Genomic DNA, 17,557 nt, shown 5'->3' on the forward strand with positions numbered 1-17,557 from the left:
GTCTCCATTCTCGCCGGAGGAGATCGAATTTCAGATCGTACTTCAAATGCGACGGCGGACAAGTCGCTCCAGCCATTTTACGCCCTGCAATTTTGCCCGACGGGCAAATCAAGATTTCCTGTCAAGCCCTATTTAAGAAAATAATCCGCTTGTCGCATCGGGCAAATCAGTGGTGTTTCTCCGCGCGTCTCACCCGACAAGAGGGGCGGCTCGCGATCGTCACGAAACGCGCGGTGGGATGCGGTGGACGTAGATGCTGCGACGGACGAGCGCGGCTGATGCGGACGGCGAAGTCGTGTGGTCCTGGCGCCCCGATGCTGGCGTCAAGTTTTTGAGAAGCAAGCTTCTCAGGGATAACGGTGGCAAGAAAGCCCGGTCACCGGGGAGAGCGCGAAGTAAGCCGTAAAACCATTGCGCAGGGAAGGCCGGATGCTCTCCGCTGAACCTGTATGCTCGTGTGCGCATCTTTTTGCACAATTTTGCACACGAGACCGCGGGTGCAGCGCGCACCCGGCTTTCCCTGCGCCCTCTGTGTTTCGAGGGCAACGCTCATGCAAAACCTCGGGCGCATCGCGCCGCGAGCCACTAATTCGTGTCTGCTTTGCTTTTGACATTGAATCCGGAAGTGCGCAGAGATGGCAGGGCACGTTGGCCCCACAGACTGAAAGCATCATGACGCCTCCCGTAACCGCCTTGCCCGTCGAATTACCGCCGGCATTTCTCGGCGTCGCAAAATCGGCGACGGGAAAATTGTGGCGCGACCGGCTCGATGCCCGCGGCGCGGCAAAGGCGCTCGCGATCGTGCAGCGTTATCAACTGCCGGAAATGCTGGCGCGGGTGATCGCGGGGCGCGATGTCGAGCTCGATGCGGTCGAGGATTTTCTCGACCCGACCATCCGCAAAATGATGCCCGACCCCTATACCGTGACGCAGATGGAAACCGCCGCGAAGCGGATTGCCGACGCGGCAACAGGCGGCGAAAAGGTCGCGATCTTCGGCGATTACGATGTCGACGGCGCGACCTCGGCGGCGCTGCTCGCCTGGCATCTCCGCCATTGCGGGCTCGATCCGCTGATCCATATCCCCGACCGCATTTTTGAAGGCTACGGGCCCAATGTGGAAGCCGTGCGTTCGCTCGCCGGAAAAGGCGCGACGCTGCTGGTCACCGTCGATTGCGGCACCACCAGCTTCGAGCCGTTTGCCGAAGCGCGGCGGCTCGGCATGTCCATCGTCGTCATCGATCACCATCAAAGTGGCGATGACTTGCCCGAGGTCGATGCGCTGGTGAATCCGAACCGGGCCGATGATCTCTCGGGCCTCGGCTATCTCGCCGCCGTCGGCCTCGTGCTGATCACGCTGGTCGCGGTGAACCGTGAATTGCGCCAGCGCGGGTTCTGGACCGGCGAACGGCCGGAGCCGGATCTGCTGGGCATGCTGCATCACGTCGCGCTCGGCACCGTTGCCGACGTCGCGTCGTTGACCGGGCTCAACCGTGCCTTCGTCGCCAAAGGCCTGATCGCGATGCGCCGCCGCGACCATGTCGGCCATACCGCGTTGATGGACGTCTCAAGGCTGAACGGCCCGCCCGAAGCCTGGCATCTCGGCTTCATGCTGGGACCGCGCATCAATGCCGGCGGCCGGATCGGGCGCGCCGATCTCGGCGTGCGGCTGCTGCTCGAAGGCGATGTCTCCGAGGCCGCGCGGATCGCCGCCGAACTCGACCGTCTCAACAGCGAACGCCGCATCATCGAACAGGCGGCGGAAGCGCAGGCCGAAGCCGAGGCGCTGGCCTCGCTCGGGCTCGAGGACAAGGGTGCGGTGATCGTCACCGCATCCGAAGGCTGGCATCCCGGCGTGGTCGGGCTCGTCGCCTCGCGGCTGAAGGAAAAATTCGCGCGGCCGGCCTTTGCCATCGCGCTGGAGCCGGGCGGCATCGGCACCGGATCGGGCCGCTCGATTTCCGGCGTCGATCTCGGCAAGGCGGTGCGGCAGGCGGTGAAGGAAAAATTGCTGATGAAAGGCGGCGGCCACGCCATGGCCGCCGGCGTGACGCTGCGGAAAGAGAAGCTCGCGGAGTTTCGCGCCTTCATGGAAAGCGCGCTGGCCGCCGATGTCGCCAACTCCCGCCACGAGAACGAGTTGTTCATCGACGGCGCCGTCAGCGCGCGCGCGGTGACGCCGGAATTCGCGGCGACCTTGAACCTCGCCGGGCCGTTCGGCGCCGGCAATCCCGAACCGGTCATCGCGCTGCCGTCGCATCAGCTGGTCTATGCCGACGAAGTGGGGCAGGCGCATCTGCGCCTGCGGTTCAAATCCGGCGACGGCACCATCGTCAACGGCATCGCGTTCCGTTCGGTCGGCCAAAAGCTCGGCAACGCGCTGATGCAAAATCGCGGCCAGCCCTTGCATGTCGCGGGCTCGCTCGCGGTGGATCGCTGGCAGGGTTCGGAACGCGTGCAGTTTCGCGTGGTCGATGTCGCCGTGCCGGATCAGGGACCGGCGATCATCCGATAGATCAACACCAACGAAGCCAATAATAACAAACGGGAGTGGAAATGACGGGTCAGGTTCAAGGCAAGGTCGCGCTGGTCACGGGCGGAGCATCCGGCATCGGTGAAGCGGTATCCGAGTTATTGGCGCGCGAAGGCGCTTCTGTCGCGGTCACCGATGTCGACGACCTCAGGGGCCCGGCGGTGGTCGCCGGCATCAAGAAAGCCGGCGGCGAGGCGATCTTCATCCATCAGGATGTGACCAGCGAACCACGCTGGATCGAAGTCGTGGCCGAGGTCATGAAGCGCTATGGCCGGCTGGATATCCTGGTTTCGAACGCGGGCATCGGCATATCCGTGCCGTCGATCACCGACATGACGCTGGAAGACTGGCGGCGGCAGAACGCGATCAATCTCGACGGCGTATTCCTCTCGGTGAAGCATTGCCTGCCGGCGATGCGCAAGACCGGCGGCGGCTCTGTTATCATGATGTCGTCGCTGGCGGGCCTGCGCGGCGCGCCCGGCCTCTCCGCCTACAGCGCGACCAAGGGCGGTGTGCGGCTGTTCGCCAAGTCGATCGCGATGGAGTGCGCCGCGGTGGGCGACGGCATCCGGGTCAACTCGGTGCATCCCGGCATCATCGACACCCCGATCTGGGGCAAGATTCCAACGGAAGCCGCGGGGCGCGGACAGAACGCGCCGATCGATCCGGAGGAGCGCGCCAAGATCGCGACGCCGCTGGCGCGCGCTGGCCATGCCTCGGAGATTGCGCAGGGCGTGCTGTATCTGGCGTCCGATGCGTCGAGCTATGTCACTGGCAGCGAACTCGTGATCGACGGCGGCATGAATGCAGGCGGCGTTCCGCGGAGGTGAGGGGTTTGGCTCGTCATTGCGAGGAGCGAAGCGCCGAAGCAATCCATTCTTCCTTTCCGCGGAGGGATGGATTGCTTCGCTTCGCTCGCAATGACGCTGACCTAACTGCCCTGTCGCAACCGCGCCAACACCTTCAGCCCGCCATAGCCGTCCGCCGGCAACAGGCCCATTTTGGTCTGATAGTCCTTCACGGCCTTCATGGTGTCGTTGCCAACGCGGCCGTCATTGCCGCCGGTGTCGAAGCCGGCCTTGGTCAGGCGGGTCTGCATTTCCTGCACTTCGGCCAGCGTCAGCGCGCGCTCGGAACCGGGAAATGGTTGAATGAACGGCGGCGCGCCGAGAATGCGGTCGCCGAGATGGCAGATCGCCAGCGCATAGTTCATCGACGGGTTGTAGCTGCGCACCGCGTAGAAATTCGGTCCGAGCAGGAACGCAGGTCCGCCGGCGACCGGCACCCACATCTGCGCCGAGGCGTTTTGTTGCGGGAACGGCTGGCCGTCGGCTCTGACAACGCCGGCGCTTGTCCACGCCGCATAGGTGCGGCTGCCGCTCGCGGCGCCGGACGCGCGGACTTCATAGCCCCAATGTTCGCCGCGGTGATATTTGCCGCGGTTGACCAGGAAGCGCGCGCTGGAGCCCAGCGCATCGTCGGGCTTGCCGAACGGCGACACCTTGCCGTCGTGATCGTAGTCCATGCCGACATTGAGCCAGACTTCCGGCATCCATTGGGTGTGCCCCATCGCGCCGGCCCAGGATCCCCGCATTTCCTCCGGCGTGCCCCAGCCACGGTCGACGATCTTCAAGGCGTTGATCAGCTCGGTTTCCCAATAGGCTTTTCGGCGCGGCTCGTTCCAGGCAAGGGCGGCGAGCGAGGGAAACACCGGCGTCATGTGGTTCTGCTGCACCAGGGGATCGCCATAGGCGGATTCGACGCCCCACAGCGCCAGCAGCGTGCCGCGCTCGACGCCGAAATCCTGTTCGATCCGCGCGAACAGCGCCTCGTTCTTCTTCATCGCCTCGCGGCCGTTGATGATGCGCCAGTCCGAGACGCGGCGATTGATGTACTGCCAGATCTGCTCGTTGAATTCCGGCTGCTTCTGCATCTGCTTGAACACCGACATGTCGGGTTCGATGTCGCCCATCACGCGGGTCCAGGTCGCCTCCGAAATGCCCTTGGCCAAGGCCCGCGCGCGAAAGCCGTCGCGCCATTGGTTGAAGCCCGGGGGCGCCGTGGCGAACGCCGCGAGCGGATGCGCAAGCAACGCGCCGCCCGCGAGGCCAGCTTTGAGCAGGCCGCGGCGGGTAGGGGAGCGCAGAGAATCAGGCTGTTTCATCGGGCCAGTGTAGCGGCGGAGCAGGCGTGCACCAAAAGCCAGGGCGCCGCGGAACTAGCCTTCCTGCTGCAAATCTGTGGCGATTTTGGACAGCCAGCGCCGGACGATGATCTGCGTCTTGGCGCCAAGCCCGGCAGCCAGCCGCCGCTCCAGCGCCTTGGCGTGACGCCGGCATTTTTCGAGCAGGCTGTTGCCGCGCCGTGTCATCGTCCATTGCAGCACCCGGCCGTGGACCGGGTGCGGGGTTTTCCTGATGGCGCCGTCGCGTTCCAGGTTGCGAATGATGACGCCGACGGTCTGCGGAGTCAGCAGCGCCACCCGCGCGAGATCTGCGCCGGACAGCCCGGGATAGGCCTTGAGCATCGTGAGCACGATGAATTGCGGCGGCGTCACGCCGAGTTCGGCGAGCGCCCGTTCCATCCTGAGCCGCGTCGCGGCCTGGGCCTGCCGCAGCAAATAGGTGAGGTAGCCCCGTTCGCCGCGCTTGCCTTCGCCGGGCGGCGGCGGATGGCCGAAGGCGACCGGAGGATGATTGGCGGATTTTTTCCGGCGCCGGGCAGATTTTTTCGCCGCCGCGAATTTTCGGGATTTTTTCGATTTTCCGGCCGGCGTTTTTCGCGCCGCGCGAGATATTGCTTTCGCCGAGGTTCCAACCTTGAGCGCCATATAAGGGCTCTTATAATAAATCAGAACACTGATAACATGAGGCGATGAAAATGTCACATGCTCGGAAGGAATACGAAGACTTCAGGACGCTGGCGCCCGACGCCTACGAAATCGTGCTGGCGCTCGGCAAGGCGGCCGCCAAGGCCGGCATCGACAAGCAACTGCTCGAGCTGATCAAGTTGCGCGCTTCGCAGATCAACGGCTGCGCCTTCTGCGTGCAGTACCACATCCTGCAGGGCGAGAGCCTCGGCATGTCAGCCGACAAGCTCAACCTCGTCGTTGTCTGGCGCGAGGCGCCGCAGTTCTCGCCACGCGAACGTGCAGCGCTCGCCTGGACCGAAGCGCTGACCTTGTTGCCCGGCGGCGTCAGCGACGAAGTCTACGCGCAGGCGAGCGCGGAATTCTCCGAGAAGGAGCTGACCTATCTCACCTCGGCGATCGCTTCGATCAATGTCTGGAACAGGTTCGGCGCCGCCTATCGCTGGATCCCGCCGGCGCGAGCAAAAGCCGTCCGCGCGGCGTCGTCGTAGTGTGGGATGTCGATGGAATTAGTTCTCGCTGCCTTCCCGTGCGTCGGGACGGATGACATCCTCGGGCAACGCATGCGCCACCGCGGCGGACGCCTGCGGTTCGGGCCCGATCTCGCGACCACGGCCGCGGATCAGGCGTTCATAGGCCGAGACCAGGGTGGTGTAGGGGTTGACCCAGAGCCAGCCGTCGCGCGTGAACACCTGGACGTCGAAGTGGAGATGACGCGACGTGCCGTTGGGATGGTCGAGGTAGTTCGAGACCACGCCGATCTTTTCGCCCTCGGCGACGCGGCGTCCGCTGAGAAGGCCGTCCGCGTCCATGCTGGACGGGTTCATGTGCATGTAGCGGAAGCGGATGTGCTCGTTGCCGGTGTTGATCTGCAGCGTCGCCGCCTGCTGCTTCGTCGAGCGGATCACGACGCCATCGCGGACGGCAACGACCGCCTGCCGTTTGGGATCGCAGCTTTGAGGGCCTTCGCCGTTGGCCGGGCAGGCGCCGGGACGGATATCCTGGCCCTGGTGGCCGAAACCGCCGGCGCATTGTCCGACTTCGAAACTGCGGGCCTCGCAAAAATTGTCGCGCCACGGATATTCCGCGGCCGACTCGCCGGCTTTGCCTTTGCCGAGGGATTGCGAGTGGGCGAAGGCCGGGGCCTTTTCCAGCGGAAACCGGATTTGCGAATAGGCGGTGAGGTCGGCATGGCCGCCCAGTTTGTGAGCGCCGCTGTTGGCGATGATGTCGCCGCTCGGGCGATAGCTGAAATCGGCCGACGCCGCGGCCGGCCGTTCGGCGATATCGGACGAGATGTCGGTGCGCGGCCGCGACGGCTGGCCGCCGGCGATGCGCAATGCTTTCAGGAATCGCTCCGCGACCGGATAGGCCTCGCGGCACGCCAGCCGCCGCGCCCGCGGCGCCGAGTCCAGACACTGGATCGACACCACATAGGGCACGCCAAAGCGCGTGAAGGCATAGCGCACATAGCCTTCGCGGATGAAGCGGCGCATGTCGGGAAATTGCGCCGCCAGCGCCTTGACCGGCTCGCCCTTGCCGCTGAGGGGATCGGCAAGATCGTAGGTCAGCATCGACCCGGTGATCTGCACCTCGACCGGCCTGTCAAAGGTCCGCTGCGGCATGCCGTCGCCGGCGCCGGGCTCGAGCGAGAACATTGCGTCGTAACCGGAGGAACCGGCGTGGAACAGGTCGGCGGACCGGAAGTCGGCCTGGTAGCGCGACACCGAGAGGCTGTCCGGTGCGCCGTTCGCGCGCGCTTCGAGATAGGCTGCAGTATCGAACGGCAACAGCACCGGCACCGGACTGCGCCCGATGCCGGCGAAGATCGGCGAGGTCACCGCGTTCAGTTGCACCAGCGCCGGCGTCGAACGGGGATCCCAGGCCGGCACCCGGCGTTGGCCGGCGAAGGTGAAGGTTGCGGCGATCGCCGGCTGGGAGCTGATCTCGGAGCGAAGCTGATCGAGAACCGCGCGCCATTCGACGCGCACGGCCGAGATCGAAGGGGTCCTGAACTCGTCGGCCGAAGCGGCAGCCGCGCCGGCGGCAAGCAAACAGAAGGCTGCCAGCCAACGGGTCAGCAAGCGGACGGCTTTCATGTTCAATGCGTCGCCCCCCGGCGGCACAGCTGGCTTAATCCTTGGCGCGCTCGACGTAGGAGCCGTCTTCGGTCATGACCACGATCCTTGTTCCCGCTCCGACGTGCGGCGGCACAGCGGTGCGGACGCCGTTGGAGAGGATAGCAGGTTTGTAGGACGACGATGCGGTCTGGCCCTTGGTCACCGGCTCGGTATCCACGACTTCGAGCGTCGCGCGCTGCGGCATCGTGATGGCGACCGGAATCATGTCGTGCAGCGAAAGCTTCACCGACATGTTCTCCTGCAAATAGGGGGCCGCGGAGCCGACGATGTCCTTGGGCACCTGGACCTGGTCGAAGTTCTCGGCGTTCATGAAATGAAAGCCGTCGGCGTCCTCGTAGAGATAGTTGAAGTTGTGGTCCTCGATCGTCGCCTTCTCGACCTGGTCGGTGGTCTTGTAGCGTCCCGAAATCTTCACGCCGTCGCCGATTCGGCGCATTTCGATCTGGCTGACCGGGGTTCCCTTGCCGGGATGGATGTTCTCGGCGGTCAGAACCACATAAAGCTTGCCGTCTTGCTCGATGACGTTGCCCTTGCGAATAGAACTGGCGATGACTTTCAAAGCTGTTTTCCTGAATTTCTGGCCTCCGACCAATCCGGACATGGGTGTCCTGGGGCCAATGAGGCGGTTTCGGGCTGCAACATACTGATTTGCCCTGCAGATACCAGCCTTTTGCGGCCCGTTTTGGCAGGTTGCTGACGGGCGGGATCAAGAGCCTGTCGCGGCTATTTCCGGTCCGCGCGAGGGGTTTTGACGGCCTTGGCGTTGTGTTCGGCAAACGCCGGCGGGACCGAGAATGCCCCTGTTTTGAGGTCATAGATGCAGCGCCAGGCCTCGATCTTGTCGTCGAAGGCCCAGAACTGATGCCGGAAACCTTCGTCTCCCATATCTTTGGAATACTGCTCTATCCGCAGCTGATGATCGGGTGAAACCAGCGTGTCTACTGCCCGCAATTTGAATTCGGCCCCAGGCTCGTCCGCGCTGGCCGGCGCCGCGGCGGAAAAGCTGAACAACACCAGCGCAAACGACAGCAGAAAACCCGTGCTTCGTAACCAGTCGCCAAACATGTCCGCATCTCGCTCCAGATCCTGCGCGTCGGACGACCCAATAGCCGGCGAGGTTCAGCGCGTCCCAGGCTTCCAGCACCGGTTGCGCGAATGGACAAGGCGCGTGTCTTTCGACATGAACAGACGATTCGAAAGGCGCGGGCCGTCCGCAGTCTCTAGCCGATCGCGCCGGCAAGGAGAAAGTCAAATAGTGTCAATGGTATCCGCCGATCTCCTGAACCTGTTGATGGCTTTGCTGGACGACGGTCGGCCGCGGCACGCCGGGGCGGGTTGCTGATGGCTGGGATCAACCAGCCGTCGCCCTGGTGGTCGGCGGCGCGGCACGCCGATCGAAAACCGTTCCTGATGGCCAGGAGCGCCATCACCAAGGCCGTCAGGGCCTGGTTCGACGAGCAGGGCTTTGCCGAGGTCGAGACCGCAATCCTGCAGGTTTCGCCGGGCAACGAGACGCATCTGCACGCCCCCCGCACCGAGTTGACCTGCGCCGACGGCACCCGTGCGACCCGCTATTTGCGGACCTCGCCGGAATTCGCGGCCAAGAAGCTGCTGGCGGCGGGCGAGGCAAAGATCTTCGAGTTCGCCCGGGTGTTTCGCGACCGCGAGCGCGGCGATCTTCATTTGCCGGAATTCACCATGCTGGAATGGTACCGCGCCAACGCGCCCTATGACGCGATCATGGCCGACAGCATTGTCGTGATCGCGCACGCGGCGCAGGCGACCGGCATCGGGCGATTTTCGTTTCGCGGCAGAACGGCCGACCCGTTTGCCGAGCCGGAATTGCTGACGGTGGCGGCGGCGTTCGAGCGTTTTGCTGGTATCGATCTGCTGGCGACGATCGCGGAGGGCGAAGGTGATCGCGCACAGCTTGCGGCGGCGGCCAAGACGCGGGTACGGATTGCGGATGATGACACCTGGTCGGACATTTTCAGCAAGGTGCTGGTCGAGCATGTCGAACCCAGGCTCGGGCAGGGGCGGCTGACGGTGCTGTTCGAATATCCGACCCCGGAAGCGGCGCTGGCGCGGGCCAAGGCGGCCGATCCGCGCGTCGCCGAACGTTTTGAGGTCTATGCCTGCGGCGTCGAGCTCGCCAACGGTTTTGGCGAGTTGACGGATGCGGCCGAGCAGCGCCATCGTTTTGATTTGGCGATGGACGAAAAGGCGCGGCGTTATGGCGAGCGTTATCCGCTCGACGACGATTTTCTCGATGCGGTCGCGGCGATGCCGGAATCAAGCGGCATAGCACTCGGCTTCGACCGGCTGGTGATGCTGGCGAGCGGCGCGCTGCGGATCGACCAGGTGGTGTGGACGCCGCCGGCAGGTGAGGCATGAACAGGATCGATCCAAAGCTGATCGCGACATTGCGTCAGCCCAGCGAACTGGTCGAACGGGGGCTTGCGCCGGCGGCGGATCTTGCCGGTCTCGAACGCGTCGCCGCGCGCTATGCTATCGCGGTGACGCCCGATATTGCCGCGCTGATCGACAGCGAAAACCCCGACGACCCGATCGCGCGCCAATTCCTCCCCGATGTCCGGGAACTAATCGAGCATGCCGGCGAGAGCGCCGATCCAATCGGCGACGATGCCCATTCGCCGGTCGCCGGCATCGTCCATCGCTATCCCGACCGGGTGCTGTTCAAGCTGGTTCATGTCTGCGCGGTGTATTGCCGGTTTTGTTTCCGTCGCGAAATGGTCGGGCCGGGCAAGGCGACCGCACTCTCGGAGGGTGCCTACCGCGCTGCGCTAGATTACATCCGTAACCATTCAGAAGTATGGGAAGTCATCCTGACCGGCGGCGATCCCCTGATGTTGTCGCCGCGCCGGATCGCTGAAATCATGGCGGATCTCGCCGCCATCGATCACGTCAGGATCATCCGTATCCACACCCGCGTACCCATTGCCGATCCCGCGCGGATCAGCCCGGAGATGGTCGCTGCGCTCAAGGTGGAGGGCGCGACCACCTGGCTTGCGATTCACGCCAACCATCCGCGCGAGCTGAGCGACATGGCGCGCGCCACGGTCGCCCGCCTGGCCGATGCCGGCATTCCCCTGGTGAGCCAGTCGGTCTTGCTGCGTGGCGTCAATGACGATGCGGCAACGCTGGAGGCCCTGATGCGGGCTTTGGTCGAATGCCGGATCAAGCCCTATTACCTGCACCACGGCGATCTGGCGCCCGGCACGGCGCATCTCCGCACCACGATCGAGCACGGACAGGAACTGATGCGGGCCTTGCGGGGACGGGTATCCGGCCTGTGCCAGCCGGACTATGTGCTCGACATTCCCGGCGGCCATGGCAAGGCCCCGGTGGGCCCGAATTATTTGTCGCATGCGAATTCCCGGGAAGGTGAACTATCCTCGGAAACGCGTTATCGTGTCGTGGATTATTGTGGTGACGTTCATCTCTATCCTCCGAAGCCGTGATCGGCCCGATGACAGACGAGGGCGGGGTGAGCCCGGAGCCGCCGGAAGATGAGCGCCATCGCAACGTCGAAAACGCCGTGATGCTCGGTTTCTTTGCTGTGCTGGTGGCGGCGGGAATCTGGTTACTTGGCACCATGGCCGATCTGCGGAAGGTGCAGGACTGTGCTGCCCAGGGACGCCGGAATTGCGCCGTTATCGACGTTCCCCAGTGAACGCGGTAAAGAGAGTTTCGAAAGGGAGAACCAAGATGCGAAAAACAATCCTGTCGATAGCGCTGCTGGTTCTGATCGGCGGTCCCGCCGCGTTCGCGCAGGGCGGAACATCGACGGTTCCGAAAAACTCGGCGGTAGCCGACAAGCCTGCAATACAGGCACCGGTCGGTCATCGCCAGCCGCGCGTGGGCGATGTGCCAGACGAGAAAAACCTGAGCGATCCGAACGACCCGCTCAGCAAGGAAAACGCCGCTCTCGACAAGAAGATCAAGAGCATCTGCCGCGGCTGCTAGGCGGCGATGGCGCCCCGGCGGCAGGGGCGCGAAACGTCGCGCCCCGCACGCTGATCGGCTAGGCCGAGCATTCCCGGAAGTTGCCCGACCGCACTTCCCGCCGAGCCGCGACGGCATCGGCCAGCAGGTTCAGTGCCGACGCAGTCGTTTCCCAGTCGATGCAGCCATCGGTAATGCTCTGCCCGTAGGTTAACGCTACGCCCGGCAGCACATCTTGGCGGCCGGCGACCAGATTGCTCTCGATCATGACGCCGACGATGCGCTGCTCGCCGTCGGATATCTGGCGGGCGACATCGGCGACGACCAGCGGCTGGTTCTCCGGCTTCTTGCTCGAATTGGCGTGGCTGGCATCGACCATCATCCGCGGCGTCACGCCTGAACGGGCGAGTTCGGCCGCGGCGGAATCGATGCTGGCTGCGTCATAATTCGGCTTGCTGCCGCCGCGCAGAATGACGTGGCAGTCCTCGTTGCCTGACGTCGCCGCGATTGCGGACCGTCCGCCCTTGGTGACCGCCATGAAATGGTGCGGATGCGATGCCGACTTCACGGCGTCAGCGGCGATGCGCACATTGCCATCAGTGCCGTTCTTGAAGCCCACTGGGCAGGACAGTCCGGACGCAAGCTCACGATGAATTTGGCTCTCCGTGGTACGCGCGCCGATGGCCGCCCACGCAACGAGATCGGCGATGTATTGCGGCGTCGTCATGTCGAGGAACTCGGTCCCCGCCGGCACGCCGAGATTGTTCACGGCCGAAAGCACGTTGCGCGCGAGACGCAGCCCCTTGTTGATGTTGAAGCTGCCATCGAGATCCGGATCGTTGATCAGGCCCTTCCACCCCACCGTGGTGCGCGGCTTTTCGAAGTAGACGCGCATCACGATCTCGAGGCGATCGGCAAGCCGTTCGCGCAAGGCGGCGAGGCGCTCGGCGTATTCCACGGCTGCAACGGGATCGTGGACCGAGCAGGGCCCGACGACGACCAGAAGGCGGTCGTCGGTACCGCTCAGGATGGCGTGGATGGCGTTGCGCGCCGCCATCACAATACGCGTCGCGGTCAAGGTGCGCGGTATTTCGCGCATCACCTCTTCGGGCGTACTCAGCTCTTTCAGTTCCTTTATTCGAAGATCGTCTGTGGTGCTCAACACGGCGGGCTCCTGTGTGTGTTTTAAGGACCTGCCGGCGCAACAAAAAAGCCGCCAGGTCTGGCGGCTGTTCGGACTTCTTGCTGCAATACTTCAGATTGAGCGTGATCCTCCCAGCGCCAGCGAGCTGTCGAAGCTAAAATACCAAAAATAGCTGGCGGCGATGGTGGTCATGGCCGCTCTATAGCGCACGCCTGGTGTCTTGTCATCCCCAAATCGGGGCGGCGAGCACCGTCGCCGCCGGTTCAGGAATTGCGCGCGGCGAGCGCCACGCCGATCAGCGTAGCGCCGCCGAACAACAGATTGATGCCGACCAAAAGGCCGATCGCCCAGTCCGCCGAGCCGGGCAGGCCGGCAATGATCAAAAACGCGATTACGATGTCCATCAGTCCGCCGAACAGGAGCCAGGACCAGCGTTCGGACAATTCGCGGCGGTGTTCCAGCGCGTACATGATGGTGGCGACGCCTTCGGCGAGAAAATAGGCGCCGACGACGATGGTGAGCGTGAGGATGCCCTGTACGGGCCGCGCCAGCAGGATCATGCCGGCGAGCACGGCGAGCGCTGCCGAAATCAGCGACCACCAGAAGCCAGGCATGTGGCGGGCCCAGAACGTCACGATCAGTCCGCCGATGCCGCTGATAAGGAACATCCAGCCGAGGAAGATGGTGACCGCGAGGCTGGCGAGCGGCGGTACGACGATCGCCGCCAGTCCGAGCGCCGCGAGCAGGATGCCTTCGAACAAGAAGGCCTTCCAATGCGCTTTGACGGCAGCGCTCATGTCGGACTGTAATTTGTTGATGTCGTTGGGAAGGGTCATCGCAAGCTCTCCCGGTACGCGCGAGCCTGATGGCATACTAAAGCGTTTTCGAGCGCAGTGGAAACCGGTTGGGGAAAAGAAAACGCGTCAGCCGGAAGGAGGCTTATCCCTGTCCGGGTGCCGACGAAAAGCCTTCCGACGTCGTCCGCATCCGATTGCGGCCGAAAACATAGACCGCCGTGGTAGCCACCAGCAGCGCGAAGCCGATCAGGATCGATGTCAGCCCGATCGGGACCAGAACCAGCGACGCGTTGCGCTCCGGATTGATGAACCAGTGGTGCAGCGAAGTCAGCAGGAAGGCGACACCTGCGAAGCCCGCGCCGCCGCCGGCGACCAACAGCGCCCACATCCGCCGCAACTGGCTCAGCCGCTCGCGCGCCAGTTCAGTGCGCGGCGCGTGGTGCCGGCCGACCCGGCGCACCAGCCGCACCGCAAATCCGATCGAACTGAAGCCGATCAAAACGCTGGCCGATCCCAGGATCAACCGGGTGGTATCACTGAGGTCGGAATTTTTCTGCAGCGTCAACAGCGGAAAATCGAATCCGGCATGCAGCGCGATCGGCGCGAACAACACCAGAATCAGGCTCGAGATGCGTGCCCAGTCGCGGTGGTGCCGGTGTGCGCCGAGCGCGGTGCCGGCGCGCGCGATGGCGAGGTACGCGCCGGCGATGATACCGAGCGCACCGTGGAACGGCACGGTCAGGACGCTGCGCAAGGCGGCCAGCGATCGCCACATGTCGGCGTGCTGCACGAGATAAGCGAGGTTCTCATACGCCGCGAATCCGAGTCCGGCGGCGGCGCCGTAGACGACGGTGTCCATCGGGTCCGCAAAAGTCCGGCGCCGGGCCGACACGGCGACAATCACCAAAACCTTGACGATCTCTTCGGGGGCGGCGACGCCGAAGAGCGAGCGCAGCGCCTGCGTCATCCAGGGATTGCCGGGGATTGCCAGCAGCGCGTTGAACGGCGCGCGGGCGATACCCAGCAACGAGATGCTGGCGGCACCGAGCAGGAAGGCGACCCAGACCCGGGCAGGCGGGCCCGGCCGCTCATCGGCGGCGATCACAAGCCACAGCACCAACAATGCGGGTGCGATTGCGGCGGCGCCGATGACGGTGGGAAGGGATTCGAGCAGCAGCATCTAGCGGAACTTTACCTGTCGGGTCGAAAATGGCCGCAAATTCGGCGCTTAGCAAGAACATCCATGGCCGCACCGGTGCTGGCCGGAACTTCCAAAATTCCGAGGCCTCGGAAGCGGCCGGCATAGCAATTCGCGGTGGCAACCGAAACGGTGCGGATCATCGTCGCACCGTCCGCGGTTGCTCTATCAGCGCCAATGTAACCCTCGCGCAACGACATTCATTGCCCAATTCATCTACACATGCTGCCTGTGGAGCATCAACGCAACCCGTCGGCAAACTGCTTTGGTGGGCGTGAACTGCAAGTTCAACTTCGGTGGCCCGGTGGTCGCCAAGGATCAATCTGTAATGATCAATTTGTACTGAGTTTCGTTCCGAGCCAAATCAAAAGCCCCGGCAACCTCCCGGGCTTTTTTGTGCCCAAGAGACGACACAGAATACGCGCCCATTGAAATGGAGACGTCAGCGGGCGGCTCAGCAACCGCGGCAGATGCCGTGCGGCTTGGCATTGACCATGGCGTCCTCGTCGCCGATCCCGTCGATATTTTTTTGCTGTCGACGGTTGAGGCCTGCGGCCGTACAGGCAGTCGCGCCGCGGGTGCAGCAGTCTTGTCATAGCAAGCAAGCCCCGTGGCGGAATCCGCGATTGATCTGCCCGGTGGTCAAGAAGGTTGCGCACTCGTCGGACCGACCGGAGCGGGAAAGTCACGGGAGCGCGACGATCGTGGGACAGTCCGGCACGCGGGCGTGATAGATTTCGATCAGAGCCAGACAGGAGGCATGACCGGGTGCTTTTTCGTGGAGCAGAGACGCATACAAGATCGGTTCTCAAAGCCGTCAGTTGGCGAACGCTGGGAACGTTCGACACTTTCGCCATCAGCTGGTTGATGACCGGCAGGGTCGAGATCGCCGGCTCAATCGCCGGCATCGAGGTCGTCACCAAGATCGCCTGGTATTACCTGCACGAGCGCGTCTGGGCCGACATTCAATGGGGGCGGCGCAGGTGAACTGGTTCTTGGAGCTGGCGCGAGCAAAAACAACGCCGGCCTCTCAAGCAGCGCCCGATCTCGGCTAATCAAGCTCCGGCTAATGCGGTCCTATCGTCTTGTGGGCTGTTGGCGGGCTCCGCTTCCGCTTGGCGACGGCGATCTTCACGCCAGGGGCGCCGGACTTGGTGGCGCTCTCGCCTTCTTCCGCCGGGACATTCATCGCGGAAACCATCTCATCAAGCACCAGTTTGTAATCGCCCGCAGTTTCGTCCTGAATCGCTTCCGTTTTCCCTGCCGGGCTCTGTTGCAATCCGGCCGGCTCGATCGCCCTGTGGTCGAATCTCGCGCGTTCGAACTTGTCCCCTACGAACCAGGCGCAGAGCACGCCGGTGATCTTGTTGTCGTCAAAAATATCCGTGTTGACGGTATCGACGGTCATGGTCGGGCCGCCGGATTTCAGCACAACGAGGTCGCCTGACTTGAAGGTCATCGGCAAAATTCCCAGCGGATTCGCGCGAATCGCGCCCGCGTGCGCCGCAACAATAACAAATTGCCACGGCTTCGGCATCGCCGAAGCGGAGGCGCTCATCCCGCCAGCAGGCGGCGGCAGGCGTCGGTAAAAACCCGCGCGCCGGTGACGATGTCGGCGTCGGCCGTGTTTTCGGTCCAGTGATGACTGATGCCGCCGATCGAGGGCACGAACAGCATGCCCGCCGGCATGATCGTGGCGAGCACCTGGGCATCATGGCCGGCGCCGCTGGGCATGCGGATGGACCTGCCGCCGGCAAAGCCGGCACTCGCAGCCTCGATGGTCTGCTGGATAACGCCATCCATCAAGGCTGGGGCGCCGGTACGAAGACGCTCCACGTTCACGCCGCAGCGGCCTTGCGCGGTGACCTCGGCGGCCATGCTTTGCAATAAACCCTCTAGGCGCTCGATGACGGTTGGGTCGTCGTCGCGAATCTGGAACAGCATCTCGGCGCTGCCCGGGATAATGCTCGGCGCGCCCGGATCGAGCGTGATGCGGCCGGTGGTCCATACCGTGCGCGGTCCGCAATGCGCGGGAAAGCGATCGTCGATGGCAACGCAAAACCTCGCCAGCGCCACGCCGGCATCCCTGCGAACCGCCATGCGGGTGGTGCCGGCGTGATTTTGCTCGCCGGTAAAGCTGATCCGGTATTGCCAGATCCCGACGATGGAGGTGACCACGCCGATCGTAAGGCCGCCGCTTTCGAGCGTCTCGCCTTGCTCGATATGCGCCTCCAGATAGCCGATGTGCCGCCCGCGCTCGGCCGTCACGCGCGCCCGGCCGGCAAGACCGACATCGCGCAGGGCGTCCCGCATGGTCCGGCCGCTGCTGCGGTCGCGCGCGGCGTCGATATCGGCCTCGGTGACGCCGCCAACGTAGGACCTGCTGCCGAGGAAGCTTCCGAAATGTCCTTCCTCATCGCACCAGGCCGCGACTTCGACCGCGCCGCGTAACGTCGGATCGGGATTGATGACGCGGGCGGCCTCGAGGGCATAGACGACGCCGAGCGGCCCATCGAGCCAGCCCGCAAAATTCTGGCTTTCGAGATGCGAGCCCGCCAACAGTTTCGGTCCGGATTTCGTAGTGGTGCCGAGCACATTGCCGATGCCGTCGATATCGGCGGTGAGCCCGGCTTCGGGAAGCCTCCCGGCAAGCCATTTGAGCGAGCGCATATGCGGTTCAGAGAAGGTCGGCTTGTGAACGCCGGTCTTGTAGGCGCCGATGCTGCGGAGCGTATTGAGATCCGCAAGCACCCGGGCACCGTCGACCGCGGAACAATCGTCAGGCATGAAGCGCAACCTCGCAAAAGTCCAAACACGCCGTTTGAACAACTCTTAACGTCGATCGGACGAAGTCTCTAACATTGGATTAACATGTTTTGACGACAGCGCGTCAAAGAGGCTCATGGAATC

General features: G+C 63.9%; 18 protein-coding genes. 8 read left to right on the top strand and 10 right to left on the bottom strand.

The annotated features are described in order from the left end of the window. Positions 1-672 precede the first annotated feature (672 nt). A complete protein-coding gene (gene recJ / locus V1289_RS43970) occupies positions 673-2,514 on the top strand; it encodes a single-stranded-DNA-specific exonuclease RecJ (protein WP_334405808.1) in 1,842 nt (613 codons plus the stop codon). Between the two features lie 41 nt (positions 2,515-2,555). Beyond that, positions 2,556-3,362, top strand: a complete 807-nt coding sequence (locus tag V1289_RS43975; protein WP_334405809.1) for a glucose 1-dehydrogenase — start codon at positions 2,556-2,558, stop codon at positions 3,360-3,362. Positions 3,363-3,463: 101 nt separating this feature from the next. Here V1289_RS43975 and V1289_RS43980 read toward each other — a convergent pair whose 3' ends face one another. Together V1289_RS43980 and V1289_RS43985 are read right to left on the bottom strand one after the other, a co-directional pair. Next, positions 3,464-4,696, bottom strand: coding sequence for a lytic murein transglycosylase (locus tag V1289_RS43980; protein ID WP_334405810.1), 1,233 nt, complete (start codon positions 4,694-4,696; stop codon positions 3,464-3,466). 54 nt (positions 4,697-4,750) lie between these two features. Then, positions 4,751-5,362, bottom strand: coding sequence for a MarR family winged helix-turn-helix transcriptional regulator (locus tag V1289_RS43985; protein ID WP_334405811.1), 612 nt, complete (start codon positions 5,360-5,362; stop codon positions 4,751-4,753). A gap of 50 nt (positions 5,363-5,412) precedes the next feature. Between V1289_RS43985 and V1289_RS43990 the strand changes: the two genes are divergently transcribed. Next, a complete protein-coding gene (locus V1289_RS43990; RefSeq protein ID WP_334405812.1) occupies positions 5,413-5,892 on the top strand; it encodes a carboxymuconolactone decarboxylase family protein in 480 nt (159 codons plus the stop codon). 18 nt (positions 5,893-5,910) lie between these two features. On the opposite strand, the gene V1289_RS43995 is transcribed toward V1289_RS43990, so the two are convergent. The 3 genes from V1289_RS43995 to V1289_RS44005 all read right to left on the bottom strand — a co-directional run bounded on the left by V1289_RS43995 (position 5,911) and on the right by V1289_RS44005 (position 8,607). After that, positions 5,911-7,500, bottom strand: coding sequence for a M23 family metallopeptidase (locus tag V1289_RS43995; protein ID WP_334405813.1), 1,590 nt, complete (start codon positions 7,498-7,500; stop codon positions 5,911-5,913). Between the two features lie 34 nt (positions 7,501-7,534). Then, entirely contained in the window at positions 7,535-8,101 is a 567-nt protein-coding gene (gene efp, locus V1289_RS44000; protein WP_074278685.1) for an elongation factor P, read from the bottom strand. A gap of 164 nt (positions 8,102-8,265) precedes the next feature. Further along, on the bottom strand, positions 8,266-8,607 hold the full coding sequence (locus V1289_RS44005) for a hypothetical protein (protein WP_334405814.1): 342 nt from the start codon (positions 8,605-8,607) through the stop codon (positions 8,266-8,268). A 276-nt stretch (positions 8,608-8,883) separates the two neighbouring features. Here V1289_RS44005 and epmA point away from each other — a divergent pair, with 276 nt between their 5' ends. From epmA to V1289_RS44025, 4 genes are read left to right on the top strand one after another with little or no spacing between them, the layout of a single operon-like run. Then, positions 8,884-9,936, top strand: coding sequence for an EF-P lysine aminoacylase EpmA (epmA, locus tag V1289_RS44010; protein ID WP_334405815.1), 1,053 nt, complete (start codon positions 8,884-8,886; stop codon positions 9,934-9,936). After that, positions 9,933-11,024 carry a lysine-2,3-aminomutase-like protein gene (locus tag V1289_RS44015; protein WP_334405816.1) on the top strand — a complete coding sequence of 364 codons (1,092 nt, stop codon included), beginning with the start codon at positions 9,933-9,935 and terminating at the stop codon, positions 11,022-11,024. The genes epmA and V1289_RS44015 overlap by 4 nt, the downstream gene beginning before the upstream one ends. Positions 11,025-11,032: 8 nt before the next feature. Then, positions 11,033-11,236 carry a hypothetical protein gene (locus V1289_RS44020; protein ID WP_334405817.1) on the top strand — a complete coding sequence of 68 codons (204 nt, stop codon included), beginning with the start codon at positions 11,033-11,035 and terminating at the stop codon, positions 11,234-11,236. Positions 11,237-11,271: 35 nt separating this feature from the next. Further along, positions 11,272-11,529 (top strand): hypothetical protein, encoded by a 258-nt coding sequence (locus V1289_RS44025; protein WP_334405818.1) that lies wholly within the window; start codon positions 11,272-11,274, stop codon positions 11,527-11,529. A 58-nt stretch (positions 11,530-11,587) separates the two neighbouring features. On the opposite strand, the gene V1289_RS44030 is transcribed toward V1289_RS44025, so the two are convergent. The 3 genes from V1289_RS44030 to V1289_RS44040 all read right to left on the bottom strand — a co-directional run bounded on the left by V1289_RS44030 (position 11,588) and on the right by V1289_RS44040 (position 14,629). Then, entirely contained in the window at positions 11,588-12,673 is a 1,086-nt protein-coding gene (locus V1289_RS44030; RefSeq protein ID WP_334405819.1) for a 3-deoxy-7-phosphoheptulonate synthase, read from the bottom strand. Between the two features lie 242 nt (positions 12,674-12,915). Further along, a complete protein-coding gene (locus V1289_RS44035) occupies positions 12,916-13,488 on the bottom strand; it encodes an HdeD family acid-resistance protein (protein ID WP_309184625.1) in 573 nt (190 codons plus the stop codon). 103 nt (positions 13,489-13,591) lie between these two features. Then, the gene (locus V1289_RS44040) at positions 13,592-14,629 is read right to left on the bottom strand and encodes a PrsW family glutamic-type intramembrane protease (RefSeq protein ID WP_334405820.1); all 1,038 of its coding nucleotides are present in this window, start codon (positions 14,627-14,629) and stop codon (positions 13,592-13,594) included. 786 nt (positions 14,630-15,415) lie between these two features. Here V1289_RS44040 and V1289_RS44045 point away from each other — a divergent pair. Continuing rightward, positions 15,416-15,634, top strand: coding sequence for a DUF2061 domain-containing protein (locus tag V1289_RS44045; RefSeq protein ID WP_334405821.1), 219 nt, complete (start codon positions 15,416-15,418; stop codon positions 15,632-15,634). Positions 15,635-15,713: 79 nt separating this feature from the next. Here the strand turns inward: V1289_RS44045 and V1289_RS44050 are convergent, their stop codons facing one another. Next, complete coding sequence (locus V1289_RS44050) at positions 15,714-16,205, bottom strand: YodC family protein (protein WP_334405822.1); 492 nt, start codon at positions 16,203-16,205, stop codon at positions 15,714-15,716. Then, positions 16,202-17,434 (bottom strand): Zn-dependent hydrolase, encoded by a 1,233-nt coding sequence (locus V1289_RS44055; protein WP_334405823.1) that lies wholly within the window; start codon positions 17,432-17,434, stop codon positions 16,202-16,204. The genes V1289_RS44050 and V1289_RS44055 overlap by 4 nt, the downstream gene beginning before the upstream one ends. Between the last annotated feature and the right edge of the window lie 123 nt (positions 17,435-17,557).

Source organism: Bradyrhizobium sp. AZCC 2289 (assembly GCF_036924615.1).
Taxonomy (GTDB): domain Bacteria; phylum Pseudomonadota; class Alphaproteobacteria; order Rhizobiales; family Xanthobacteraceae; genus Bradyrhizobium.